The 25678-nt window shown below is 61.6% G+C and carries 21 protein-coding genes and 2 pseudogenes; 11 read left to right on the top strand and 12 right to left on the bottom strand.

The window, feature by feature from the left end; translation table 11 throughout:
• The first annotated feature begins 262 nt into the window (after nt 1–262).
• Nucleotides 263–2107: a gamma-glutamyltransferase gene (ggt, locus tag HZ99_RS22125; protein WP_051903219.1), complete on the top strand. Its 1845-nt coding sequence runs from the start codon at nt 263–265 to the stop codon at nt 2105–2107.
• A gap of 85 nt (nt 2108–2192) precedes the next feature.
• On the opposite strand, the gene ddlA is transcribed toward ggt, so the two are convergent.
• Entirely contained in the window at nt 2193–3287 is a 1095-nt protein-coding gene (ddlA, locus tag HZ99_RS22120) for a D-alanine--D-alanine ligase (RefSeq protein ID WP_038446054.1), read from the bottom strand.
• Nucleotides 3288–3441: 154 nt separating this feature from the next.
• Here ddlA and HZ99_RS22115 point away from each other — a divergent pair, with 154 nt between their 5' ends.
• The gene (locus HZ99_RS22115; protein ID WP_038446053.1) at nt 3442–4251 is read left to right on the top strand and encodes an AraC family transcriptional regulator; all 810 of its coding nucleotides are present in this window, start codon (nt 3442–3444) and stop codon (nt 4249–4251) included.
• A gap of 188 nt (nt 4252–4439) precedes the next feature.
• Entirely contained in the window at nt 4440–4955 is a 516-nt protein-coding gene (locus HZ99_RS22110) for a GNAT family N-acetyltransferase (protein WP_038446052.1), read from the top strand.
• A gap of 24 nt (nt 4956–4979) precedes the next feature.
• Here HZ99_RS22110 and HZ99_RS29670 read toward each other — a convergent pair.
• The 3 genes and pseudogenes from HZ99_RS29670 to HZ99_RS22100 all read right to left on the bottom strand — a co-directional run.
• A pseudogene (locus HZ99_RS29670) lies at nt 4980–5411 on the bottom strand (methyl-accepting chemotaxis protein); the annotation flags it as partial.
• A 108-nt stretch (nt 5412–5519) separates the two neighbouring features.
• Nucleotides 5520–6206 (bottom strand): annotated as a pseudogene (locus HZ99_RS29665) (PAS domain-containing protein); the annotation flags it as partial.
• Between the two features lie 192 nt (nt 6207–6398).
• Nucleotides 6399–6731 carry a DUF2790 domain-containing protein gene (locus HZ99_RS22100; RefSeq protein ID WP_038446050.1) on the bottom strand — a complete coding sequence of 111 codons (333 nt, stop codon included), beginning with the start codon at nt 6729–6731 and terminating at the stop codon, nt 6399–6401.
• A gap of 259 nt (nt 6732–6990) precedes the next feature.
• Between HZ99_RS22100 and HZ99_RS22095 the strand changes: the two genes are divergently transcribed.
• The 4 genes from HZ99_RS22095 (at nt 6991) to HZ99_RS22080 (ending at nt 11062) form a co-directional block, all read left to right on the top strand.
• The gene (locus tag HZ99_RS22095; protein WP_038446049.1) at nt 6991–8319 is read left to right on the top strand and encodes an OprD family porin; all 1329 of its coding nucleotides are present in this window, start codon (nt 6991–6993) and stop codon (nt 8317–8319) included.
• A 186-nt stretch (nt 8320–8505) separates the two neighbouring features.
• Nucleotides 8506–8700 carry a hypothetical protein gene (locus tag HZ99_RS22090; RefSeq protein ID WP_038446048.1) on the top strand — a complete coding sequence of 65 codons (195 nt, stop codon included), beginning with the start codon at nt 8506–8508 and terminating at the stop codon, nt 8698–8700.
• Between the two features lie 287 nt (nt 8701–8987).
• Nucleotides 8988–9662: a heavy metal response regulator transcription factor gene (locus HZ99_RS22085; protein ID WP_038446047.1), complete on the top strand. Its 675-nt coding sequence runs from the start codon at nt 8988–8990 to the stop codon at nt 9660–9662.
• Nucleotides 9659–11062, top strand: coding sequence for a heavy metal sensor histidine kinase (locus tag HZ99_RS22080; protein ID WP_038446046.1), 1404 nt, complete (start codon nt 9659–9661; stop codon nt 11060–11062). Before HZ99_RS22085 ends, HZ99_RS22080 begins: the two co-directional genes overlap by 4 nt.
• Before the next feature lie 103 nt (nt 11063–11165).
• On the opposite strand, the gene HZ99_RS22075 is transcribed toward HZ99_RS22080, so the two are convergent.
• Genes HZ99_RS22075 through HZ99_RS22065 form a run of 3 tightly spaced genes read right to left on the bottom strand, consistent with a single transcriptional unit; the run spans nt 11166 to nt 16744 of the window.
• Nucleotides 11166–14306, bottom strand: coding sequence for a CusA/CzcA family heavy metal efflux RND transporter (locus HZ99_RS22075; RefSeq protein WP_038446045.1), 3141 nt, complete (start codon nt 14304–14306; stop codon nt 11166–11168).
• 18 nt (nt 14307–14324) lie between these two features.
• Nucleotides 14325–15503 (bottom strand): efflux RND transporter periplasmic adaptor subunit, encoded by a 1179-nt coding sequence (locus HZ99_RS22070; RefSeq protein WP_038446044.1) that lies wholly within the window; start codon nt 15501–15503, stop codon nt 14325–14327.
• Nucleotides 15504–15520: 17 nt separating this feature from the next.
• Nucleotides 15521–16744: a TolC family protein gene (locus HZ99_RS22065; protein WP_038446043.1), complete on the bottom strand. Its 1224-nt coding sequence runs from the start codon at nt 16742–16744 to the stop codon at nt 15521–15523.
• A 183-nt stretch (nt 16745–16927) separates the two neighbouring features.
• Here HZ99_RS22065 and HZ99_RS22060 point away from each other — a divergent pair, with 183 nt between their 5' ends.
• Nucleotides 16928–17602, top strand: coding sequence for a heavy metal response regulator transcription factor (locus tag HZ99_RS22060; RefSeq protein WP_038446042.1), 675 nt, complete (start codon nt 16928–16930; stop codon nt 17600–17602).
• 3 nt (nt 17603–17605) lie between these two features.
• On the opposite strand, the gene HZ99_RS22055 is transcribed toward HZ99_RS22060, so the two are convergent.
• Nucleotides 17606–18502, bottom strand: coding sequence for a cation diffusion facilitator family transporter (locus HZ99_RS22055; protein ID WP_038446041.1), 897 nt, complete (start codon nt 18500–18502; stop codon nt 17606–17608).
• Nucleotides 18503–18640: 138 nt separating this feature from the next.
• Nucleotides 18641–19924, bottom strand: coding sequence for an MFS transporter (locus HZ99_RS22050; RefSeq protein WP_038446040.1), 1284 nt, complete (start codon nt 19922–19924; stop codon nt 18641–18643).
• Nucleotides 19925–20105: 181 nt separating this feature from the next.
• Here HZ99_RS22050 and HZ99_RS22045 point away from each other — a divergent pair, with 181 nt between their 5' ends.
• From HZ99_RS22045 to HZ99_RS22035, 3 genes are all read left to right on the top strand, one after another.
• Complete coding sequence (locus HZ99_RS22045) at nt 20106–21524, top strand: short-chain fatty acid transporter (RefSeq protein WP_038446039.1); 1419 nt, start codon at nt 20106–20108, stop codon at nt 21522–21524.
• Nucleotides 21525–21797: 273 nt separating this feature from the next.
• Entirely contained in the window at nt 21798–22967 is a 1170-nt protein-coding gene (locus HZ99_RS22040) for a hypothetical protein (RefSeq protein ID WP_038446038.1), read from the top strand.
• A gap of 170 nt (nt 22968–23137) precedes the next feature.
• On the top strand, nt 23138–23659 hold the full coding sequence (locus HZ99_RS22035; protein ID WP_038446037.1) for an SET domain containing protein: 522 nt from the start codon (nt 23138–23140) through the stop codon (nt 23657–23659).
• On the opposite strand, the gene can is transcribed toward HZ99_RS22035, so the two are convergent.
• From can to HZ99_RS22020, 3 genes are all read right to left on the bottom strand, one after another.
• Nucleotides 23656–24300, bottom strand: coding sequence for a carbonate dehydratase (gene can / locus HZ99_RS22030; protein WP_029295821.1), 645 nt, complete (start codon nt 24298–24300; stop codon nt 23656–23658). The two genes, HZ99_RS22035 and can, sit on opposite strands and share 4 nt — an antisense overlap.
• Nucleotides 24301–24466: 166 nt before the next feature.
• Nucleotides 24467–24919, bottom strand: a complete 453-nt coding sequence (gene rimI / locus HZ99_RS22025; RefSeq protein WP_005784514.1) for a ribosomal protein S18-alanine N-acetyltransferase — start codon at nt 24917–24919, stop codon at nt 24467–24469.
• The gene (locus HZ99_RS22020) at nt 24912–25664 is read right to left on the bottom strand and encodes a hypothetical protein (protein ID WP_051903217.1); all 753 of its coding nucleotides are present in this window, start codon (nt 25662–25664) and stop codon (nt 24912–24914) included. Before HZ99_RS22020 ends, rimI begins: the two co-directional genes overlap by 8 nt.
• Nucleotides 25665–25678: the final 14 nt, after the last annotated feature.

The raw sequence follows: 25678 nt of genomic DNA, 5'->3' as shown, positions 1-25678 counted from the left end.
TTGTTGAGCCAATATGCACCAAGATGGAGCACTGAAGGTCGCAAAGCGTAATGCAAATCCTTATCATTTAGAAGCAAGGGTGAAAAAAACGCTCCCTTTGGCCGCCCTGACATCGCGTTCGCTGTACGGTCTGGGCCACGCAGCAACTCGGCTTTTGACGCTCCTGTCTCCCCACTGTTAGTGTCCTCCCTCCTCCCCGCAGATATCTGCCAGGTGCGATTTACCCGCAAGACATCCCCCGGAACAACAGATCATTCTCAAAATGAACGGAGTTCAGCGCGTGCTTTCCACCCTACGCTTGCAGCATTTCACCCGCCTTTCAGTGATCGCCGCCGCCCTCAGCCTCGCCGCCTGCAACAGCACCAGCAGCCCAGGCTTGCCGCCCGCCCCTGAGCTGGGTTCGGGGTACCGCACCGACATGAGCGTACGCCACGCCGAGCGCCATATGGCCGCTGCGGCCAACCCGCTGGCGGCCGAAGCCGGGCGGACCATCCTGCGCCAGGGTGGCTCGGCCATTGATGCCGCCATCGCCATGCAAGCGGTGCTGACGCTCGTGGAACCGCAGTCCTCGGGAATCGGCGGTGGTGCCTTTATCATGCTGTGGGATGGCAAGCAGGTACGGGCCTATGACGGTCGTGAAACCGCACCGGCCGGCGCCACGGCCGACATGTTGCTCAATGCCGATGGCACACCGATGGAGTTTGCCCAGGCGCAGATCGGTGGCCGCTCGGTCGCTACCCCCGGTGTGCTGCGGGCGTTGAAGATGGCTCACGAGCAAAGCGGCCGCCTGCCCTGGGCGCAGTTGTTTGCCCCGGCGATCCAGTTGTCCGAGCAAGGCTTTGCGATTTCTGCGCGCCTGCACAGCCTGCTCGCCGCCGACCGTTTTATCGGCCAGTCACCCGACATGGCAGCGTACTTTCTCAACGCCGACGGCAGCCCGAAAGCCACCGGCACTCTGTTGAAAAACCCCGCGCTGGCCAATGTATTCAAACGTATCGCCAAGGAAGGGCCCGACGCGCTTTACCAGGGCCCGATCGCCGAGGAGATTGCACGCAAGGTCCAGGGCCATCAAAACACCGGCCGTCTTGCACTGAACGATCTGAAGGGCTATCGCGCCAAGGAACGCACACCACTGTGTACCGACTACAAGCGCTGGCAAGTGTGCGGCATGCCGCCACCCTCTTCGGGCGGGGTGGCCATTGCGCAGATCCTCGGCACCTTGCAGGCCCTCGAAGCCCGCGGCCCACGCTGGGCCCTGGCGCCGCTCAAACCCGTGAAGAGCGCCACAGCGGCCGGCCTGGAGCCGGCGCCCGACGCTGTGCACATGATTGCCGAGGCCGACCGCCTGGCCTACGCCGACCGTGCGCAGTACGTCGCCGATACGGACTTTGTCCCGGTGCCGGTCGCGGGCCTCGTCTCTCCCGGCTACTTGGCCAGCCGCGCCACCTTGATCGGCGAACGCAGCATGGGCGTGGCCAAGCCTGGCCAACCCGCGGGGGTTCAGGTGGCCTATGCCCCGGATCGCTCGCCGCTGCGTATTTCCACCTCCCAAGTGGTGGCCGTGGATGACCAGGGCGGCGCGGTGTCGATGACCACCACCATCGAAGCCGCGTTCGGTTCCCATGTGATGGTCCAGGGCTTCCTGCTGAATAATCAGATGACGGACTTTTCCTTTGTCCCCGAGGAAAACGGCCAGCCAGTGGCCAACCGTATCGAGCCGGGCAAACGCCCACGCTCGTCCATGGCACCGACTCTGGTGTTCGACCGCCAAAGTGGCGAGTTACTGGCTACGGTCGGTTCTCCAGGCGGATCGCAGATCATCGAGTACGTGAGCAAATCCCTGGTAGGCATGCTCGACTGGAACCTCGACCCGCAAGCCGCCATCAGCCTGCCCAACTTCGGCAGCCGTAACGGCGCGACCGAACTGGAGCGAGGGCTGTTCAGCCCAATGGTGAAAGCGGCGCTCAAGGACAAAGGGCACGCCTTGAGCGAGATCGATATGACCAGCGGCACCCAGGCCATCGTGCGGGTGCGCGATACCCAGGGTAAGGCGAGCTGGAGCGGCGGCGCAGATCCGCGGCGCGAGGGTGAAGCGCTGGGCGACTGACGAAGGGAGATGTCGCGTTACGGGCGCCATCGCCGGCAAGCCGGCTCCTACAGTGCGTGCAGGAGTCGGCTTGCCGGCGATAGGCTCAGCGGCTGATCTTCAGCCCCTTGCGCGCCCCGTGCCGTTCCAGCGCCAGCTCAATCAGGCGGCTGACCAGTTCGCTGTAGCTCATCCCCGCCGCCTGCCACAACTTGGGGTACATGCTGATGCGGGTGAACCCTGGCAATGAGTTGACCTCGTTGATCAGCACTTCACCGTCTTCGCACAGAAATACATCAACCCGCGCCAAACCCGCGCAACCGAGTACTTCAAAGGCCTCTACCGCCAGGGCACGAATGCGCTCGCTGTCCTGGGCGCTGATATCCGCCGGCACCAGCACTTGCGCGGCCTGGTCGTCGATGTATTTGCTGTCGTAGGAATAGAAGCCACCACGCACCACGATCTCGCCACAACCACTGGCGATGGGACGCTCGTTGCCCAGCACCGCACATTCGATTTCCCGGCCTTTGACGGCCGACTCCACCAACACTTTTTCATCGAATCCCAGGGCCAGCTCAACGGCCGCCGCGTATTCGACTTCATCAGCCACCTTGCTCACGCCCACCGAAGAGCCCTGGTTAGCCGGCTTGACGAACAGTGGCAAACCGAGCTTTTGCCGGGCCTGGTCAAAGGTTGTGCGTGCCGCATTGCCACGGTTGAGGGTCATGAACGGCGCCACAGCGATACCGGCATCGCGCAGCAGGCGTTTGCTGACGTCCTTGTCCATGCACACCGCCGAACCCAGCACGTCAGAACCCACGAACGGCAAGTCCGCCATACGCAGCAAACCTTGCAGGCAACCGTCTTCGCCGAGGCTGCCGTGGACGATGGGGAAAATCACATCGACATGCTCCAACAAGCCCTGGCCCGACGTTTCCACCAGTTGCTGGCTGGTCTTGCCCGGCACTACCGCCAGTTCGCGGTTGGATTGATTAAGGGCAATCAGCGTGGGGTTTTCCTGGTTGAGCAGGAAGTTCGAGGTGTCATTGAGGTGCCAGTGGCCAGCCTTGTCGATGCCGATCAGCACCGGCTCGAAGCGCGTGCGGTCGAGGGCGTCGACGATGTTGCGTGCTGACTGCAACGACACTTCATGCTCGGCCGAACGCCCACCAAAAATAATACCTACCCGCAACTGACTCATGACCCGGCCTCACTGTAAAAAGTAAGGCTTATTACCACGGGCCGTCAGCCATTCGCCAGCGTTGCGAGCGCGCACAATCGTACAAGACCCCGGCAGACAGCCGCCCCAGACTCAGTTAACGTAACTCCATCCGACATCTTTCGAAAAACATCCCATGGGCAAACCCACCGCGAACATCGACTGGCTGCACCGCGCGCCCCATGCCAGTGGCCTGGAGCGGATCGAAGCGTATTTTTCCGGGTTCGGCTTCGACCCTCATCGCCACGATACCTACGCCATAGGCCACACCCTGTTCGGCGTGCAGAGCTTTCACTATCGCGGCAGCCAGACCCACAGCCTGCCGGGCGCGACCATGGTGATCCACCCTGACGAGGTCCACGACGGCTGGGCCGGCAGCGATGAAGGTTTCAAGTACCGGATGATTTATGTGGAGCCGGCGCTGATCCAGCAGATCCTGGGCGGCAAGCCGTTGCCCTTTATCCGCAATGGTCTGTCCAACGACCCGTGGCTGTACCGCGCCTGCCGGGCCTTTGTGCAGCAGCTCGATTGCCCGTTGGACCCGATGCAGGAGCAGGACGCCTTGTTCGACCTGGCCCATGCCCTGAACAATGCATCGGGCATCAGTGCCAGCCGCAGGACCTTTGATTACCAGGCCGCCGAACGGGCCCGGGAGTTTATCCACAGCGCCTTGGGACGCAGCATCACCCTGGATGAAATGGCCGCGCACTGCGGGCGGGATCGCTGGGCCTTGTCGCGGGACTTTCGCCTGCTGTTCGGTACCAGCCCCTATCGCTACCTGACCATGCGCCGCCTGGATCTGGTGCGCAACTTGCTGGGTCAGGGCCAGTCCTTGGTGGATGCGGCGCTGATCGCCGGCTTTACCGACCAGAGCCACATGACCCGGCAATTTCGCAGCACCTTCGGCATCCCGCCGTCGCGCTGGGTGAGGATGCTAGGCCGCTGACCCACTGCATGGGGATGGTTTTTGTGGGAGCGGGCTTGCCCGCGATGGCGGCGCATCAGTCAGAAAACGGGTTGACTGATAAGCCCACTCTCACAAGGGTTCCAGGCGTAATGGCAGGCAACACTTGAACCCGGCAACCCGGGTGTGAGAAGAAAGGTGCGCCACCACCACCATGAGGTTTTCCAGGGATGAACCTGACATTGACGCCCCCACAGTGGGATGACGTGAACGAATTGCTGGCGTTCGAACTGGACAATCGGGCGTTTTTCGAGCGGTGGATCAATGCCCGGCCCGAGGCCTACTACAACGTCGAGGGGGTGCAGCGCGCTATCGAGAGTGCCCTGCTGGAGGCCAGTGAAGATCGCGCCTATCAGTACCTGATCCGCGAAAACGGCGTGTTGGTGGGAAGGCTCAACTTCACCCAGGTGCGCCGTCGCTATTATCACTCGGCGTCTCTGGGCTACCGCATGGGCGCCGAGTTCACCGGGCGCGGCCTGGCACGACAAGCCGTGGCATTGGGCCTGCAGAAAGCCTTTGGCGAGCACGCCCTCAAGCGCATCGAGGCCACGGTACGCCCAGAGAATCCTGGCTCGCTGCGGGTGTTGCAGCGCAGCGGCTTTACCCAGTACGGCCATTCACGCAAGGCGTTCCTGCTCGATGGGCAGTGGTTCGATCTGTTGCTGTTCGAGGTCCACGCCCCCTGACGCTGGCGGCCTTGAGCGAGGGGCCTAGGTGGACAACTGATTGGCAAACTGGCCAACCGCACTCACCACTTTCTGCGCGCCGTCCTGGATCTCGACAATCACCGTGCCCGCCTCTGCCGCCAGGGACAGGCCTTGCTCGGCCTGCAGGCGGCCATCGGTCATCAGTGCCACGGCATCACGGGCCATGTCCTGGTTCTGACGCACCACGCCGACGATTTCTTCAGTGGCTTTGCTGGTCCGCGACGCCAACTGCCGCACTTCATCGGCCACCACTGCAAACCCGCGCCCCTGTTCACCGGCACGGGCCGCTTCAATCGCGGCGTTGAGCGCCAGCAGGTTGGTCTGCTCGGCAATCCCGCTGATGGTCTTGACGATACTGCCAATCACCTGGGACTGGGCATTGAGAGCCTCGATGCCCTCGCCAGCCTGCTCCATGTGCTTGGCCAGGTCGCGCATCACCTCCACCGCCTGGGTGACCACGGCGGTACCGCGCTGGGCGCTGTTGTCGGTCTGCAATGAAGTGCTGTAGGCAATGTTGGCGGCCTCGGCCACCGCGCGCTCCTGATTGACCTGGTCGGTGATCACCGTGGCGAACTTGACTACTTTATACAGTCGGTCGTTGGCATCCAGCACCGGGTTGTAGGACGCTTCCAGCCAGACTTCGCGACCGTGGGCGTCAACGCGCTTGAAGCGTCCGGCGACAAACTCACCGCCGTTCAAACGTTTCCAGAACGCCTGGTAGTCGGCGCTGTTGTAGTCCTGGGGTTCACAGAACATGCGGTGATGCTTGCCCTGGATCTGCGCCAGGCTGTAACCCATGCCTTGCAGGAAACGGTCGTTGGCGACCAGCACATTGCCATTGAGGTCGAACTCGATCACAGCCGTGGACCGCACCAGCGCGGTGATCAGGTTTTCGTGCTCGCGGGACGCCTCGATCGTGCGGGTCAGGTCGCTGGAATACACCGAAAAACGCTTGATGCGCCCATCCGCGCCACGCACCGGCTGTACGATGGAGCGCAACCACGCCTCCTTGCCGTTGCCACGCAACAGGCGCACGGTGCCGGCAAAATGCTCGCCACGGCTCAGGGCGTTGTTAAAGCGTTGCTGGAACTCGTCGTGTTTCACATGCTCCGGTACAAACCCATGGATGGCATGCCCCAGCAGGTCACCGGACCTGTAGACCATTTCTTCGAGAAAGTTCTGGTTGACCGCCTCGATCCGGCCTTCAGGGTCCAGGCTCAGGGCCAGCATTTCACTCTCCAGGCTCTCCTTGACCTGCTGCAGGCTGGACAATTCTTCGCGAAGAGCGGACAGCTCCTGTTTCAAGCGGGTATTGAACATGGGGGCACCGGAGGGTAGAGAATAGTGATTTGTCTAACCATCGGCGCTGCTGGCGTTTTCTGAAGAGTGCTTGAGCCCCCAGCTCAACTATTTTTTCAGTCCTCAACTGCCGTTGTTACGGCACAAGCCCATGACCTGATACTCAAGGGTCCTGAGGGTGCCACCAGAGTCTTCGTAGGTCATGCGCGAAGGCACAACCTTACAGGCACGAATCGGCGGCGTGACGCTGACCACCTTGGCAATATCCAGCTTCATACCATAGCGATAGGCCAACACCTCGGGCGCCGGCTTGCCCTGCTGGTTGGCGTATCGGTTCATGGCCTGCTGGTTCTGTTGCATCAATTGAGCAATCTCGCGATCGCCACCTACTTCAGCCATCGCCCCCAGGGAAAGAGAAAAAACCGCCGCGCCCAAGACCAGTGTCAACCGTTTCATAAGAGTGCCCTCGTCTGATTTCAAAGTACTGAAAGTTCAGAGCCAAGAGTAACTAACGCACCCTGTCAGAAGGTTCACGCGAAGATTACGTATCCGTCAGATTCTATTTAACTTGCAAAATTGTAATTTTAAAGCAACCTCCGCGTTATCTCCCGTTTGCAACTATTGAGCCGGGCGCCCTGGGTCAGGGCCGCCTCTACCAATAAGAACGCCCCAGGCGACTAATAAAGCTAATAGCTGCCACACCGAGGAGCGATACATGCGCACTAGACACACACTTTCTATTTCCATCATCGCAGCACTCGCCGGCGCTACGCCGTTGGCGGGTATGGCTGCGCAAGACAAGCCCGAGGGTTTCATCGAAGGCAGTACGCTGAACGTGCTGGCGCGCAACTTTTACTTCAACCGTGATGACCGCAAAGGCCAGTCCAGCCCAACGGGCAACGGCTATTCGGAGGCGTGGGCCCAGGGCCTGATCGGCAAGTTCGAGTCAGGGTTCACCCAGGGCACCGTCGGGTTTGGCCTGGACGCGTTTGCGATGTATGGCCTCAAGCTCGACTCCGGCACCGGCCGCAGTGGCGGCAAGGGCTCCTTCGGCATGTTGCCGGTGGACAGCGACAATCGCCCGGAAGACAACTACAGCAAACTCGGCGGCGCGGTGAAAATGCGCCTGCTCGATACCGTGATCAAGGTCGGCGACGTCTTCCCGCAAACCCCGGTGGTGTATTACGGCGACTCGCGTCTGCTGCCGGAAAGTTTTCGCGGTGTCACCCTGGAAAACACCAGCCTGGAAGGCCTGACCCTGCAAGGCGGGCGCCTGCACGCCATGAGCCAGCCGACCCAAAGCGGCATGCGTGAGGGCTTTGCGACATTTTATGCCGGCAATGTGAATTCGCCCTGGATCGGCTACTTCGGCGGCGACTACCAGGCCAATGAGCACTGGAGCCTGAGCCTGTACAGCAGCCGTCTCAAGGACGCCTGGGACCAGTACTACTTCGGTACAGCCGTCAATTACCCGCTGACGGACGAGGTGGCGATGTTTGCCGGCTTCAACTATTACAACGCCCAGGACGAGGGCAAAAAACTCCTGGGCGAGCTCAACAACAATATCTGGAGCGCCAAGGTCGGGATCAAGGTCGGCGCCCACCGGCTGGCCCTGTCGCACCAACGCAACAACGGCAACAATGACTTCGACTACCTGCGCCAGTCGGACTCGATCTTCCTCGACAACTCGATCCAGTACAGCGACTTCAACGCGCCCAAGGAGCGCTCCTGGGCCCTGCGTTATGACCTGGACATGCAGACCCTGGGCATTCCGGGCCTGTCGTTCATGACCCGCTATGGCAAAGGCACTGGCGCGGACTACAGCAACGCCAACTCGGTGTACATGCGCCGCGACGCCTTGGGTGACCCGCTCACCGACCAACGCCGCTGGGAGCGCGATATCGAGGCCAAGTATGTGTTCCAGGGCGGCAGCTTGAAGGATCTGTCCATACGCATTCGCCAGGCAACGGTGCGCTCAAGTGCCTTTGAATCAGACCTGGAAGAATTCCGGTTGATCGTGGAGTACCCGCTGGCCATCCTCTGATAGAACTCAACGGCAAGTGCTTACATTCACTTGCCGTTGACTAGCACTTCTTCACAATTGGCAGTCTGTCAAAACTGTAATATGCGCTTCACGCTCCCGTTAAGTTGTACTTCATATACTACTTGCATCGACCGGCCTCGGAGCTTTTTTGTAACTAACGGCCCGGGTCTTTTGCGGAGAAAGTTAATGAAGCCACTGCCTATTTTATTCACCGCCTTAATCAGTTTTGCCTCCACCGCCGCACTGGCTGACGATGGTGGCGAGCGTTCACGCCAGTTGCTGGCCGAGTTCCGCCAGCAACAGCAACAGATCCACGGCAACGAAACCGTGGCCAAGCAAACGCCAGCGCCCTCGGATACTCCGGCCCCAAAGGACATCTGAGCGGCGCACCCGAGCATATTCATCTCTTGAAGCTTGTTTTGGAGCTCCTTTGGAAGGAGATGAATTTTTAGCGCCCTTACGGGCGCTTTTTTTTGCCCGCTCGTTGGAATCATCCCCCCGTCCCTGGTGCCCAATCGTCGTACTTGTGCCCAAACAGCGCGATTGCTCGGGATGCGCCTTGACCCTGAAGTAGCTTCAAGGCTCAGAATTTTCCTACATCTGGGACTACAGCCCTATCCCGCGTAGCTCCAGCTTCCTGTTCGCTTATCAGTAAGAGGTCAATCTGCATGCGTATCCTTGTGGTTGAGGACGAACCAAAAACTGCCGACTACTTGCATCAAGGCTTGAGCGAGAGCGGTTATGTCGTCGATCGTGCCGCCAGCGGCATCGATGGCCTGCACCTGGCCGGGCAACACCATTACGAACTGGTGATCCTTGATGTGAACCTGCCTGGCAAGGATGGCTGGCAAGTTCTCGAAGAGCTGCGCCGCGACACCACCTTGCGGGTGATGATGCTCACCGCCCGTGGCCGCCTGGCCGACAAGATCAAGGGCCTGGACATGGGCGCCGATGACTACCTGGTCAAACCCTTTGAGTTTCCCGAGCTGCTGGCCCGGGTCCGCACATTGCTGCGGCGCAGCGAGCCGATCGCAATGCCGGAAGTTTTCCGGGTCGCGGACCTGGAGCTGGACCCGCGCCGCCATCGCGCATACCGGGGTACGCGGCGCATCGACCTGACCACCAAGGAGTTCGCGCTGCTGCAGGTGTTGATGCGCCAGAGCGGTGAAGTGCTGACCCGCACGCAGATTATCTCACTGGTCTGGGACATGAACTTCGACTGCGACACCAATGTGGTCGAGGTGTCGATCAGCCGGCTGCGGGCCAAGGTCGATGACCAGAGCGACGTCAAGTTGATCCATACCATTCGTGGCGTGGGTTACGTACTGGAAGCACGCCAATGAGAACCGGCAGCTTATCCATGCGCCTGGGGCTGACCGTCAGCCTGATGGGCGCCGGCCTGGTACTGCTGCTGGCGACCCTGGCGTACCTGGCCCTTACCCATGAGCTGGAAAACCTCGCGCGCAAGGGCCTGGAAAGCAAGATGGAGCAGATCCAGCACAGCCTGCTCCAGGACCTCAACCCTCAAGACATCAGTGCCCGGCCCCATTCGCTGCTGGACCTGGTGATGGGCCACGATAATTTCTACCTGACCATCATCGGCCCCGCGCCGTCCAGTGCGGTGCTGCTGAGTGTCGGCGCCAGGCCCCAGAAGCCCCTGTTGCTGGACTTTGCCGCCCGTAAAACCCTGAGCTTTCTCAATTGGACCGATGAGCGCGACAATCAGATCCTCAGCGCATCGAGCCTGATGCGCCTGCGCACGGGGGAGAGCGTGCGGGTGTTGCTGTCCCTGAATCGCTCCGACGATTCGGCAATGCTCAGCGCCTACCTGCGCTCCACGGTGATTGCCCTTCCGCTGCTGCTGATCCTGATCGGCATCGGCGCCTGGTGGCTGGTGCAGCGAGGGCTGGCGCCATTGCAGCAATTCAGCGGCGTCGCCGGCAAAGTCACCACCCAGGACCTGAGCCACCGCCTGAGCATCGAGAATCTGCCCCGGGAACTCAGCGAGCTGGCCCGGGGCATCAACGTGATGCTCGATCGGCTGGATGCCGGTGTGCAGCAGTTGTCGCAATTCTCCGACGACCTGGCCCATGAGCTGCGCGCCCCCTTGACCAACCTGATGGGCAAGGCCCAGGTGACCCTGTCCCGCGCCCGTGAGCCGCACGAGTACAAACTGGCGCTGGAATCCAGCACCGAAGAGCTGGACCGTTTGGCGCGAATCGTCGCCGACATGCTGTTTCTCGCCCAGGTCAGCCATCCAGCCGCGCGGGCCTCGTTTACCCAAGTGAACCTGCGGGACGAAGCACAGCGGGTCATGGAGCTGTTTGCCTTGAGCGCCGAAGACAAAGCATTGAGCTTGAACCTGGTCGGCGACGCCTGGGTCCAGGGTGACCGGCTGATGATCCAGCGGGCCATTTCCAACCTGCTGTCCAACGCAATCCGCCACAGCCCACACGGCTCCGGCATTGCTTTGCAGGTCGACACCCGTGACCAGCATGTAACACTGGCCGTGAGCAACCCGGGCCCGGGGATTGAAGCGCAACACCTGCCGCACCTGTTCGAGCGCTTCTACCGCGCCGACAACAGCCGCGCCCGTACCGAAGGCGGCACCGGGCTCGGGCTGGCGATCGTGCGTTCGATCATGAGCCTGCACCAGGGCCAGGCTGAGGTCAGTAGTGTTCCGGGTGACGTTACCTTGTTCACGTTGGTCTTCCCCTATGGGGGCGGGCTTGCCCGCGATTGATGTCAACCATGACGCTGCAGCGTTGTGCTGGGCGTCATCGCCGGCAAGCCGGCTCCTGCATAGTTTTGCAGGAGCCGGCTTGCCGGCGATAGCGGTGGGTCTGTCAGGCCTCTTCATCACGACGATGAGCCCAGTGATAGAGCGCAGGCAGTACCAGCAACGTCAGTAATGTCGAAGAGATAATCCCGCCAATCACCACCGTCGCCAGCGGTCGTTGCACTTCTGCGCCGGTACCAGTGGCCAGAGCCATGGGGATAAACCCGAGGGACGCCACCAACGCTGTCATCAACACCGGACGCAAGCGGGTCAAGGCCCCTTCATTGATGGCCACTGACAACGAACGTCCTTCCTCGCGCAGGTTGCGGATAAACGCAATCATCACCAGGCCATTGAGCACCGCCACCCCCGATAGCGCGATAAACCCTACCCCCGCCGAAATCGACAACGGGATATCACGCAACCACAGCGCCATGATCCCACCCGTCAGGGCGAAGGGGATCCCGGTGAATACCAACAGCCCGTCCTTGAGGTTGTTGAACATCATGAACAGCAACCCAAACACCAGCAGCAACGCCACCGGCACCACTACCCGCAGACGGTCGGAGGCCTCCTTGAGTTGCTCGAACTGGCCGCCCCAGGTGGTCCAGTAGCCGGCAGGAATCTTCACCTGCTGCACCAGCGCCTTTTCCGCTTCCGCGACGAACGAACCGATATCACGCCCACGCACGTTGGCACTGACAATCACCAGGCGCTTGCCGTTTTCGCGGCTGATCTGGTTCGGACCCAGGACCAGGTCCAGGCTGGCGACTTGCGACAGGGCAATGAAGCCCAGTTGGCCCGAGGTATTGCTGGCCAGCGCCGGAATCGGGATCAACAGCCGTGACAGGCCCTCGATATCGGTACGCAGGGTATCCGACAAACGCACCACCATATCGAAACGGCGGTCGCCTTCGTACAGCAGGCCAGCCTTGCGCCCACCCACGGCCATCGCGATGGTGTCTTGTACATCCCCCACATTCAGGCCAAACCGTGCGGCCTTGTCGCGGTCGATATTGATGGTCAGCACCGGCAAGCCGGAGGTCTGCTCCACCTTCACTTCCGAGGCGCCGTTGAGCTTCTTCAAGGTTTCGGCAATTTCCCCGGCGGTCTTGTTCAGAACGTCCCGATCATCACCAAACACCTTCACCGCCACGTCACTGCGCACCCCGGAGATCAGCTCGTTGAAGCGCAGCTGGATCGGTTGCGACAATTCGTACTGGCTGCCCGGCACAATCGCACTGGCACGCTGGATATCGGCGATCAGGGCTTCGCGGGATTTTTTCGGGTCCGGCCACTGGTCCTTGGGCTTGAGCATCAGGTAGCTATCGGAAATGTTCGGTGGCATCGGGTCGGAGGCAATTTCCGCGGTACCGGTACGGGCAAACACCCGCTGGATTTCCGGCACCTGCTCCATCAAGGTTTTTTCCAGCTTCTCCTGCATCTGCACCGACTGCGTCAGGCTGGTGCCCGGCACGCGCATGGCTTGCTGGGCAAAGTCACCCTCGCTGAGGCTGGGGATAAACTCGCTGCCCATGCGGCTGGCCACGGCACCGGAGACCACGATGGTCAACAACGCCATGCCAAACGCCACGGTACGGTGCGCCATGACCCAATCCAGCACCGGCGCATAGCCCCGGCGCGCATTGCGCATCACCCAGTTTTCTTCTTCCTTGACCTTGCCGGTGACGAACAGTGCAATGGCCGCCGGAACGAAGGTCACCGACAAAATCATCGCGCCGAGCAATGCCACGACCACGGTGAAGGCCATCGGGTGGAACATTTTCCCGGCAACACCGGTCAGGGCAAAGATCGGCAGGTACACCACCATAATGATCAGTTGCCCAAAGATCAGCGCACGGCGCGCTTCCTTGGCGGCGGAGAACACCTCGTGCAGACGCTCACTGCGCGTCAGCAAGCGGCCATGGCGCTGCTGCGCATGGGCCAGGCGCCGAATGGAGTTCTCCACGATCACCACCGCGCCATCGACAATAATCCCGAAGTCGAGCGCGCCGAGGCTCATCAGGTTGGCGCTGACCTTGTTGGTGAACATCCCGGTGAAGGTGAACAGCATGGCCAGCGGAATCACCATCGCGGTAATCAGCGCCGCACGGATGTTGCCGAGAAACAGGAACAGAATCACGATAACCAGCAGCGCGCCTTCGAAGAGGTTCTTCTTCACGGTGGCGATGGCTTTTTCCACCAGGTTGGTGCGGTCATAGACGGTGACCGCCACCACCCCTTCGGGCAGCGAGCGGTTGACCTCTTCGAGCTTTTTCGCCACCGCCTGGGACACGGTGCGGCTGTTTTCGCCGATCAGCATGAAGACTGTGCCGAGTACCACTTCGCGACCATTTTCGGTCGCCGCACCGGTACGCAGCTCACGGCCGATATCGACCTGGGCCACATTGCGCACGCGGATCGGCGTGCCGTCGACGGTGCTGATCACGATATTGGCGATGTCGTCGATGGACGCCACCTGCCCCGGCGCACGGATCAGCAACTGCTCGCCGCTACGTTCGATGTAACCGGCGCCGACGTTGGCGTTGTTACGCTCAAGCGCCGTCACCAGATCGGTCAGGGTCAGGTTGTAGGCCGCCAGGCGCTTGGGGTCCGGGGCGATCTGGTATTCCTTGGCGAAGCCGCCAATCGTATTGATCTCGGCCACGCCAGGCACATTGCGCAACTGCGGCTTGATGATCCAGTCCTGGATCACCCGCAGGTCCGTTGGCGTGTAGGGCGAACCATCTTCCTTGCGCGCGCCGTCCTCGGCCTCCACGGTCCACAGGAAGATTTCTCCAAGCCCGGTGGAAATCGGCCCCATCGCCGTTTCGATGCCCTCCGGCAGTTGCTCGCGGGCCACCTGCAAGCGCTCGTTGACCAGTTGCCGGGCGAAGAACAGGTCGGTGCCATCCTTGAAGATCACCGTGACCTGGGACAGCCCCGAACGCGACAGCGAACGGGTCTGCTGCAAGCCCGGCAAGCCGGCCATGGCGGTTTCGATAGGGAAGGTGATGCGTTGCTCGGTTTCCAGCGGTGAGAAACCGGCCGCCGCCGAGTTGATCTGCACCTGGACGTTGGTGATGTCCGGCACTGCGTCAATCGGCAGTTTCTGGTAGCTGGCGATGCCGACACCGGCCATCAACAGCACCGCCAGCAGCACGATGATGCGCTGCTCGATGGCAAATTGAATCAGACGTTCAAACATGGGGAATCACTCGCAGGATCAATGGGCGTGCTCGGCCGAAGCCTTGCCCAGCTCGGACTTGAGGACGAAACTGCCGGCAGTCGCCACCTGGGCGCCGGCCTCCAGGCCCTGGCGCACCTCGACAAAGCCGTTTTCAGTGACCCCCAGCTCAACGTGGCGGGTGACGAAACCTTCGGCGGTGCGCACAAACACCGACGGCTTGTCTTCCACGGTCTGGATCGCCTCCACCGGCACGGTGACCGCCGCCGCGTAGCTGTCTGTTGCCACCTGCACCGTCACGAACAGCCCGGGGCGCCACGAGTCGTTGGGGTTGGGTACGGAGACCCGAACCGTTGCGGTGCGTGTCTGCTCGCCCAGCAAGTTGCCGACATAGGCCACGGTGCCCATGACATCGGTGCCCTGTTCCGTGGAAGTAACCTTCACCGGCCGCCCGACCTGGACCTTGTTCAAGTCCTTGGGAAACACACCAAACGTGACCCAGACCTGGGACAGGTCCGACAGGGTGAACGCGGCACTGGTCTCACTCACCACCTCGCCGACGCCCAGGTGTTTTTCCACCACCACGCCAGTAAACGGCGCACGCAACTCATAGCGATTGCCGCCGGCCAACACAGTGCTGCCACTCAGGGCGTTCATTTTTTGCCGCGCGTTGTTCAGGGCGATCTCGGCTTCTTGCAGGGTCTGGCGCGCCAGCAGGTAATCCTGCTCGGCGGAAATCTTGTCCTGCCACAACTGGCGCTCGCGCTGGAAGGTGGTGCGGGCCAGCTCGACCCGCCGCTCGCTGGCCGCCAACTCACTGCGCTGATCAGAAATCTGCTGGCTGGCGATCACCGCCAACAGCTCGCCCTGCTTCACTTTCTGCCCGAGGTTGGCCTTGACCGACTCCACCACGCCCGCAGCGCGGGGCACGATATGGGAGGTGCGGTCCTCGTCGAATCGCACTTCACCCGGCAACGACAGCAGTGTGCTGATTTGCCGGGGCTGGGCCTTGGCCAGTTGAATACCGGCGGCCTGGATCTGCTGCTCATTGAGCACCAGCGCGCCCTCCTCCTCCTCTTCTTGCGCCGGTGCTTCGGTGCTCTCAGCCGCCGTTGGGGCCGGGGCCGGAGGTGCAACGCTGGTGGTCGGCCAAAACACCATCGTCCCGAGGGCAATGGCCACTGCGACGGCCAAAGCCAGGCCTTGTTTTTTGTTCATGGGGAGCTCCTGAAAGATCAAATGCGGGCGAGGTCGCCGTAAATCCGTTCGATGCGCACCCAGGCATCGGTGGCCTGGGCGAGTGCGGCGAGGTATTGGGTGCGGGCAGCAATCAAGGTGCGCTGGGCGTCGAGCACATCGAGAAAGTTGAACTTGCCCATCTCAAAGCCACGGGTGGCGCTGTCCACCGCGCTTTGGGCTGCGGGCAGGATCACTTGGTTGAAGGTGCGCACTTCACTGTTGGCGGTCGCCCACAGGTCCAGGGCCTGGCGGGTTTCGGTGCGCAGGCGCAGTTCAGTAGCGTTGCGCAGGTCTCGCGCCTGGTCGGCGCGACGGCTGGCGGCCAGCACATTGCCCTGGTTGCGATTGAACAGCGGGATCGGCATCGACACCCCCACCAGGTTGACCCGCTCGCGGACGCTGGCGTCGTACTGGCTGCCGATGGACACATCCAGGTCGGGAATCCGCTGGGCCTTTTCCAGGCCCAGGCCGGCTTCACGCTGCTGGATCTGCAGCTCAGCCAGGCGCAGTTCGGCGGTGTTCTCCAGGCGTGACAACAGTTGGGTGGTGGATGGCAGGGCCGGAATGGCCGAAGCGCCAGCCTCGACCCGCTGGAAAGTGGTCGTGGCGTTGCCGGTGATCGCTGCCAGCCGGCGATAGGCTTCCGTTACGCCGATCTCGGCGCGGCTGCGCTCAAGGCGGATTTCCGAGAGTTGCACCTGCGCACGGGTGGCTTCGACCGGCGACGACTTGCCCGCCGTGACCCGGCCATTGGCAACCACCAGGCCACGCTCGGCCAGCGCCATCGAGCGTTGGGCCAGCTCCAGGCGTTCCTGGGCCCGTAGCGCACCATAAAAGCCGTCGATGACCTCGGCCCGCAGCAGATTGCGGCGCTGTTCCAGTTCCTGGGCGGCGGCATCTTGTGCCCGCTCGGCCACATCGATCCGCGCCCCGCGCTTGCCGCCCAACTCCAGGGTCTGGCTCAGCTTCACGGTGGTGGTGCGGGTACTGCGACGGGTGTCTTCAGCGTCCCAGGAGGCCACCGGGTTGGGGATCAGGCCGGCCTGCTGCCGTCCGCCCTGGGCAATGTCGATTTCCCATTGCGCGGCGGCCAGGTCCGGGTTATCGGCAAAGGCACTTTGCATGGCGGATTCGAGGGTCAGGGTCTGGGCGCTTGCCACTTGGGCCATCGCCAATACCCCCACCACGGAGCACACAATTGTTCTTAAAAACGTTGGCATAACAAGCGTTCCACACCCATGAGTTGGCGGATTGATCCAAGCAGGGGCAATGTAACTTTCGTCACTTATCAGAGGGGTGGCCAGAACATTACAAATCCGTTAGCAAAGGCTCTGGCCCGGGCTTTTGCTTTAACCTTCGCGGCAACATGCAGATATTTTCCCCTGCCCCGAGGCACGCTCGACATGCGAATCCTGGTTATCGAAGATGAACTGAAAACTGCCGATTACTTGCATCAGGGACTGAGCGAAAGTGGCTATGTGGTGGACTGCGCGGCCAGCGGTGCCGACGGTTTGCACCTGGCCCGGCAACACGCTTATGAACTGGTGATTCTGGATGTGAACCTGCCACTGATGGACGGCTGGGATGTACTGCAGCGGATCCGCCAGACCAGCAACACCCGCGTCATGATGTTGACCGCCCAAGGGCGTCTGGCCGACAAGATCAAGGGCCTGGAACTGGGGGCCGACGACTACCTGGTCAAACCTTTCGAGTTTCCCGAATTGCTGGCCAGGGTCCGTACCCTGATGCGCCGCAGCGTCGAGGCCGCCGTGCCGGACGTGCTGCGGGTGGGCGACCTGGAACTGGACCAGGGCCGCCACCGGGCCTTTCGCGGCAGTCAGCGCATTGACCTGACCACCAAGGAGTTCGCCTTGTTGCACCTGCTGATGCGCCAAAGCGGTGTCGTGCTGTCGCGCACGCAAATCATCTCGTTTGTGTGGGACATGAACTTCGATTGCGACACCAATGTGGTCGAGGTCTCGATCCGCCGCCTGCGCGCGAAGATCGACGACCCGTTCGAGCGCAAGTTGATACACACCTTGCGCGGGGTCGGCTACGTGTTGGAAGACCGCGAATAGCGGTCAGTGCGCGATCGGCTCCGGATGAAAGCCCTCGCCTTCGATCTGGATGGTGACGTGGGAAATCTCGAATTTTTCATGCAGCAACTCGGTTACCTGGGCGAGGATCTGTTGCTCTGACCCCAGTGCCGAGTCCACCACCAGGTGGGTACTGAGCACGTTCTTGCCGCTGGTCAGGGCCCAGATATGCAGGTCGTGCACATCCTTGACCCCAGGCACAGCACGAATGCCCTGCTCCACGCCATCGATATCAATCCCGCCCGGTACGCCTTGCAGCAGCACGTTCATGCTTTCCTTGAGCAATGTCCAGGTTCTTGGCAAGACCCAGAAACCAATCGCGGCGGCGACCACCGAGTCGACCCAGGCCCAGCCGGTGAACATGATCACCACCGCCGCCAGGATGACACCGATGGAGCCCAGCATATCGCTCCAGACTTCCAGGTAGGCGCCCTTGACGTTCAGGCTTTCATCGCTGGCAGTGCTGAGCAGGCGCATGGAGATCAGGTTGACGATCAGCCCCAGCACGGCAATCACCAACATGCCGGTGGACTGGATTTCGGCCGGCGCCTGCAAACGCTGGTACGCCTCATAGAGAATGTAGAACGCCACCCCGAACAACAGCAGCGCATTGAACGCCGCCGCCAGGATCTCGAAACGGGCATAGCCAAAGGTGCGCTTGCGGTCAGCGGCGCGCTTGGCGACCTGGATCGCCACCAGGGAGATGGCCAGGGCCAGGGTGTCGGTCATCATGTGCGCGGCGTCGGACAACAGCGCCAGGCTGCCGGTGACAAAGGCACCGATCACTTCGGCAATCATAAAACTGCCGGTCAGCCCCAGGGCTAGCCATAACTTGCGTTCGTGGCCTGCGCGTACGGTGGCGTGGTTGTGTCCTGCACTCATGGAATGTCCTCGTGGGGGGTATGTCCGCTGATCATAGAGCGATAAATGGAAACCTTCGGTATGGATTTCATTATTGTCATGCTGCGGCCAGCAGGACGTTAACCAAGCGTCCGCTCCCACACTTGTAAGGCGGGACCTTCAAAAAGCCGGTTGTTGGCCAAACCGCAATGCACTGGCCACCCCCACCGCCCCCATCACCACGCAATACCCGACGCAAACCCACGGGCTGGTGGGCATCAGCGCAATCAGCAGCAGAGGCGTGGTGCTCGCCCACAACGCGTAGGCAATATTGTAGGTAAAGGAAATCCCCGACACGCGAACCGACGCTGGAAACAGGCTGACCATCACCGATGGCACCGCCCCCACCACCCCACAACCCAACCCCGCAATGGCATAGGCCGCGCCAAGCCACACGCCACCGGCGATCAGGCTGGCGTAGAGCACGGCAATGCCCACTGGCAACAACAGACTGTAGACCAACACCGCGCGCCAGGCACCGATACGATCGACCAGCAGGCCAGCCAATACACAACCGATATTCAAAAAGACGATGCCCAAGGCACTCAGGGCGAAGGTGTGGCTGGGGCTCATGCCGAAGGTTTTCTGCATCATGGTCGGCGTGATCACCACCAGCACCACCACTGCCGAGGTGAGCACACAGGTCAGCAACATGGCCGGCAGCAAGGCTTGGCGGTGGTCGCGCAATACCGTGCGCAGCGGCAGTTCGGCGCCGGCCTGGCGGCGCGCCTGCATGGCCAGGAACACCGGGGTTTCGCTGAGCCAACGGCGCAGCCAGACGCCGATCACGCCAAACACACCGCCCAACAGAAACGGAAAGCGCCAGGCGTAATCGAGGATTTGTTCAGCCGTGAACATCTGTGCCAGCAAGGTCGCCATCAACGCCCCCAACAGGTAACCGAAGGTCAGCCCGGCTTGCAGGAACCCCAAGGCATAACCGCGATGGTTGGCCGGCGCGTGCTCGGCGACGAAGACCCAGGCGCTGGGCACTTCCCCGCCCACCGCCGCGCCCTGCAGAACCCGCAGCGCCAGCAGTATCAGCGGGGCGAAATAGCCGATTTGCGCGTAGGTCGGCATGATCCCGATCAGCAGGCACGGCAAGGCCATCATCAGGATGCTCAGGCTGAACACCCGCTTGCGCCCCAGGTGATCGGCGAAGTGCGCCATCAGGATGCCGCCCAGCGGTCGCGCCAGGTAGCCGGTGACGAATATCCCGAAACTCTGCAGCAGGCGTAGCCATTCGGGCATTTGCGGGGGGAAGAACAGCTGGCTCAGGGTCAGGGCGAAAAACACGAAGATGATGAAGTCGTAGATTTCCAGGGCGCCGCCCAAGGCGGCCAGGCCCAGGGTCTTGTAGTCGGAGCGGGAAAAACGCTGCGCCTGTGGATAAGCGGTGGCGGTCATGGAGAAGCTCGGCAGGCAGACAAAATGGCGTGCAGGTTATGAGCTGGGCCGGATCCTGGCAATCGCAGCGGATATATTCGGTTTACTCATTGATCCATGAAAATAACAACATTCCCAAATAAATGGCCGTGGGCCAAGATGCCCGCAATCCGCCCCATAATAAATACAAGAGGTAAATAACGTGGCCGATCCTATCGAAGAAAGCCGCTATGCCCGCTTTGCCCTGCGTTGCTCGAACTTCGCCGAACGCTGGTTTCCTGATTCCTGGGTGTTTGCCGCCCTGGCCGTGATCATTGTCGCCGTGGCCGCGTTGGGCATGGGCGCCACGCCCACCGACGCCGCCAAGGCCTTTGGCGATGGGTTCTGGAGCCTGATCCCGTTTACCATGCAGATGGCTTTTGTGGTGATCGGCGGCTATGTGGTGGCTAGTTCGCCGCCTGCCGTGAAGTTGATCGATCGCCTGGCGCGCATCCCGAAAAACGGCCGCTCCGCCGTGGCCTGGGTGGCGCTGATCTCAATGGTTGCCTCATTGCTCAACTGGGGCCTGTCCCTGGTGTTCGGCGGGCTGCTGGTGCGGGCGCTGGCACGGCGCACGGATTTGCGCATGGACTATCGCGCGGCCGGTGCGGCGGCCTATCTGGGCCTGGGCGCCGTCTGGGCACTGGGGTTGTCGTCATCGGCCGCGCAATTGCAGGCCAACCCGGCCAGCCTGCCGCCGTCGATCCTGGCGATCACCGGCACCATTCCCTTCACCGATACGATCTTTCTGTGGCAATCAGGCGTGCTGTTACTGGCGCTGATCGTGGTGTCGCTGGTCATCGCCTATGTCACCGCACCCGGCCCCAACTCGGCCCGTGATGCCAAGGCCTGTGGTGTGGACCCGGCCTTCAATCTGCCCAAGCCACAGCCGCCAAGCCGCCCGGGGGAATGGCTGGAACACAGCCCATTGCTCACCATTTTGCTGGCGCTGCTGGCTGCCGGCTGGCTGTTCCACGAGTTCTCGACCAAACCGGCGATCAGCGCTATCTCGGGGCTCAACACCTATAACTTCCTGTTCATCATGGTCGGAGCCTTGCTGCACTGGCGCCCGCGCAGTTTCCTCGACGCGGTCGCACGTGCGGTGCCGACCACCACCGGGGTGTTGATCCAGTTCCCGCTGTACGGTTCCATCGCGGCCCTGATGACCGTGGTCAAGGGCGGCGACGGCCAGACCCTGGCGCACCATATCTCGACCTTCTTTACGTCCATCGCGTCCCACGACACCTATGCGCTGCTGATGGGCGTGTACTCGGCGGTACTGGGGTTCTTTATCCCATCGGGCGGCGGCAAGTGGATTATCGAAGCGCCGTATGTGATGCAGGTGGCCAATGACCTGCAGTATCACCTGGGCTGGGCCGTGCAGATCTACAACGCTGCCGAGGCCCTGCCGAACCTGATCAACCCGTTCTATATGCTGCCGTTACTCGGCGTACTGGGGTTGAAGGCGCGGGACTTGATCGGGTTTTCGTTTGTGCAACTGCTGGTGCACACGCCACTGGTGCTGTTTTTGCTTTGGGCGCTGGGGACGACATTGAAATATATGCCACCGGTGATGCCTTAAGTCAGTGCGGGCCGCACCTGTCGTTGCGACGGGTGCGCGCCTGCTTAGTGAACGTCATCTCAGGCTTGTACGGGCGGCGCCTCTGGAGAATCTCGTCAAGCGCCCCAAGGCGTGGAGCCACGCAGCCTTGTTTGAGCTTCTTGCCCTCTTCCTAAGGCATCACAGCCCATGCAAAAAACCACATTTCCCGACGCATTTTCCCGGTCAGCCGCTACTGTGTGAGGGTGGGCATTCATCCCGCGTAGACGGGCTTTAGCTGACAAGGAAACACACATGTTCAAACTGACCAGGCTGTCCTTCACCTTTGCCGCACTCACTGTGAGCACGTTCGTACAGGCCGATGTCGAACTTGATCTGGGCACTGCACAACGGGTCACACGATTGTTCGCCTACCCCAACAATTGCAGTGTGATCTGCTTTCGGCCGCTGACGCTGGAACAGACCGTCGAGCATTATCTGACCCAGAGCCTGCAACGCGATGGCTACAGCCGGGCCAGGGTCAGCGTGAAAACCCGACAGGACCAGGTACGCGCCCACTTTAGCGGGGTACCCGATGGCTATGGCCAGCCCCTGACCTCATTGCTCAATACCGCCGACCTGGCCTACGAAGGCGCCAGCAGGCTCAACCGCGACGGCAAGTGGCAATTCAGCTGGTACCTGTTCCTGCCGCTGGGCATGGCCCTGGAAAACCGCAAAAGCATCGAGCTGATGCATTTCCCACCGGACTACTCCCTGACCCACTATCAGGACTATCTGGAGTCGGCTACCACCGACCGCTGGGCCACGCTGTTGACGGCCAATGGCATACCGGCGGCCCAGACGCCGGAGTACCAGACCATCATAGATATCGCCCCCATTGCCGCGCCCTCCTCGGCCGGCAAGGACCTGGAGGGTGTCTACGGCTATTTCACCGAGTACCAGACCCGGATTGTCCGGGAACTGAGTCTGCACCCTGCTGGCTCATTGCCAATGGTCGCCTTCGGCGCGCCGGTACGCAGTTGGATCCAGCAACAGTATGGGCAAGCCCTCGGGGTACTGGGCCTGGTGCAGATCAGCCCGGCCGAAGGCAGCAAAGTCGCAGTGCTGGGGGCCAATCACCCCAGCTACATCTGGTACGCCGCCAACCCGGACAGCTACGACGGTGACGAACAGAAGGCCGACGAGGCCGGCTTGAAAGTCATGGCCCAGGACCTGAGCGCAGCGTGCTGGCAGGCTGGAATGGGCCAGAAACCCGCCAGCGACCCCAATGTGTTGCTCAAGGGCTGCATGAATACCTGGCAGGTAACACGCAAGGAGCAGACCTGTGAATTGTTCTACACCTCGGTGCGCGAATTGCCCGCCGACCAGGCCAAGGAAAAATGCACCAGCCCACCGATCACAGCGCAACTCAAGCGCCTGAAAAGCGCACTGCCAGAAGCATCTGCCGCGGTGCCGGTCCTCTAGGCACCTTCCCTCACCCGTATTGGTTTACGCAAAAAAGCGCCGATATCTACTGTCAGATTTGACAGTAGATATCGGCGCTTTTTTGCGTAAACCTTGGGCCGTGCCCATTTGCTGCATGGCTGGCAGTCAGCTCCACATCAGGAGGTCGATGCAGCCCGACAAGGAGCGCTATGAAAACCCAGATCATGGAAGAGGGGCTGGCTGCGAGCGACTGTCTTTATCCCTTCGCTACGCTGCTGGCCAAGAAAGGTTACCCCTCGTCCCAACACTTCGAGGTGGTGCGCACCCGCAAAGGCCGCGGAACCGGGATCAAGGCCAAGGTTGCCTTCGACAGCCGTGTACGCATCGCCAAAATCTCCGGGCACGCCCTGGGTGAGCGGCGCTTGCATACCCTGCAGGTCTCTTCGCGCATCCACCTGTACGACCCGTGGTTCAGCGGCCTGCTCCTGCATTCATGCGATCCGAACGTGTTCCTGGACATCAGCGAGCTGGAGCTATGGTCGATCCAGGCCATTCGCCCCGGCACGCTGCTGACGATGGATTACGCCAGCACCGAAGACGCGCTGTTCAAGCAGTTCTCGTGCCGGTGCGGCGCCGGCAACTGCCGGGGCTGGATCACCGGCATGAAAGAGTCGCTGAACGCCGAAGGCCAGCTGTTTATGGAACAGTGGCGCCAGCGCAAACGCTATTAAATCGCCTCTATCGGACGCAGGCGGTACTGCGGCGGTAGTTGCTCGAAGCCGGTGATGGTCGCGTTGAGGCTTTTCCAGCGGCCGTCCTTGATCCCGTAGATGCAACCGTGGATCGACAGGCTCTGCCCGCGGTGCCAGGCGTTCTGCACAATGCTGGTATGACCGACATTGGCCACTTGCTGGATAACGTTGAGCTCACACAGGCGGTCGACGCGCTCTTCTTCGGTGGGCAACTGGGCCAACACTTCGCGGTTCTCGTAATACAGGTCGCGGATCGAACGCAGCCAACCGTCGATCAGGCCGAACTGGCGGTCCTGCATCGAGGCGCGCACGCCGCCACAGCCATAGTGGCCAGTGACCAGGATATGTTTGACCTTGAGCACATCAACAGCGTACTGGATCACCGACAGGCAATTGAGGTCAGTGTGCAGCACCACGTTGGCCACATTGCGGTGCACAAACAGGTCGCCTGGCAACATGCCGACGATCTCGTTGGCCGGCACCCGGGCATCCGAGCAGCCGATCCACAGGTATTCCGGGGTTTGCTGACGGGCGAGCTTGGCGAAGAATTCGGGATCTTCCTGTTTGATCGCATCCGCCCAGCGTTCGTTGTTATCAAGCAGGTCTTGTAGTTCGTTCATCAGGGAAAGCCTCAGGAATGATGCGCAGTTTTGTGACTGACAACCTCTCGCCCAGGTCACGCCCCATGCAAATTAGCTTGAGTCTTTGGGGGGAGGTGAGTTGGGCCGATATTGACCCGATAGACGGCAACCGCTGACACACCAGCGCCTACAGGGGGTTGTGTGTTTAGTCGACCAGAGTGCAGGCCATGACGACTGCGTCTTCACGACCACCGACAGCCGGGTAGTAATCACGGCGCCGACCGATTTCGTTGAAGCCATAGCGCTCGTACAGGCGAAAGGCGCCAGTATTGCTGTCGCGCACTTCCAGGAAGCACTCCCGGGCGCTGGCGGCATAGGCGCGGGACATCAGGTGTTCAAGCAGTGCCAGGCCCAGGCCGCGGCCTTGGTTTTCCGGCTTGACGGTAATGTTCAGCAAATGCGCTTCATCAAGGATGATCTGCACCACGCCGTGGCCTACTTGTTGCTCGCCTTCGAACATCAGCCAGATCTGGTACTTGCCCAGCCCGTCGAGAAAGATGCCTCGGGTCCAGGGGTGGCTGAACGCCGCGTATTCGATTTTCAGCACGGCGTCGAGGTCAGCCTCGGTCATCGGGCGGAAGGATAAAGCCTCACTCATCGGTTGTTTTCCAGCGCGCCATCAGCCGGCGCATGGCTTGCCAGACATCAGCCTTACGCTGTGGCTCTTCCATTAATAATTCCAGGCCCGGCAAGGCCCAGACCGAGCCCAGGCCTTCGACCTGCAGCTCGCGGTACCAGGCCTGGGCATCGGCTTCGCCGGCAAATCGCACGGCAGGCAGGCCGATCAGCCACAGGCAGACACAGGGTTCATCTTCCAGGCGGGCCGAGACAAAGCCTTGCACGAAATCACGCGCGGCGTCCGGGCCCTGGTCCATATTGCCGCGCACCAGCAGCGGCCAGCGCACGGGCTCGCCGACGATCTGCGGGCTGTCAGGCAGGCCGGCGGCGCGCAGCATGTCCTTGAGCAGCAGGTAGGCCGGGTCCCGCGCCTGAAAACGCTCGCCGGTGGGCAATTCGACCAGCAGCAGGCAACGCCCGGCCCGCAGCAGTTGCAGGGCAAAACGCGGTGGCGGCACGACGGGGGCCTTGGCCACCGGGGCCGGGGCATCGTCGGCCACTGCCGTGGGCTTGGGCGCCGTCGAAGGGCGCGGCACTTCGATCTTGACCCGCTCCGATGGCCGCACGGGCGCCTCAGCCGTGGGCGTGAGCACCGCAACCGGCGGTGCCGCTTCCTCACCCGAGGCGTCGAATGGCTCCAACGGCTCCAGTGCCTGCAGCAGTTCGGGCCGCGACGGGGCGGCAAAGGGCAATTCGGTGCGCGGCAGCCAGTTGACCACCTGCATGGCGGCCAAGTAAG

The sequence above is a fragment of the Pseudomonas fluorescens genome (assembly GCF_000730425.1).
Classification (GTDB): Bacteria; Pseudomonadota; Gammaproteobacteria; order Pseudomonadales; family Pseudomonadaceae; genus Aquipseudomonas; species Aquipseudomonas fluorescens_X.
The sequence above is the reverse complement of the archived record's forward strand: the minus strand, read 5'-3'. Positions and strand labels throughout refer to the sequence as shown.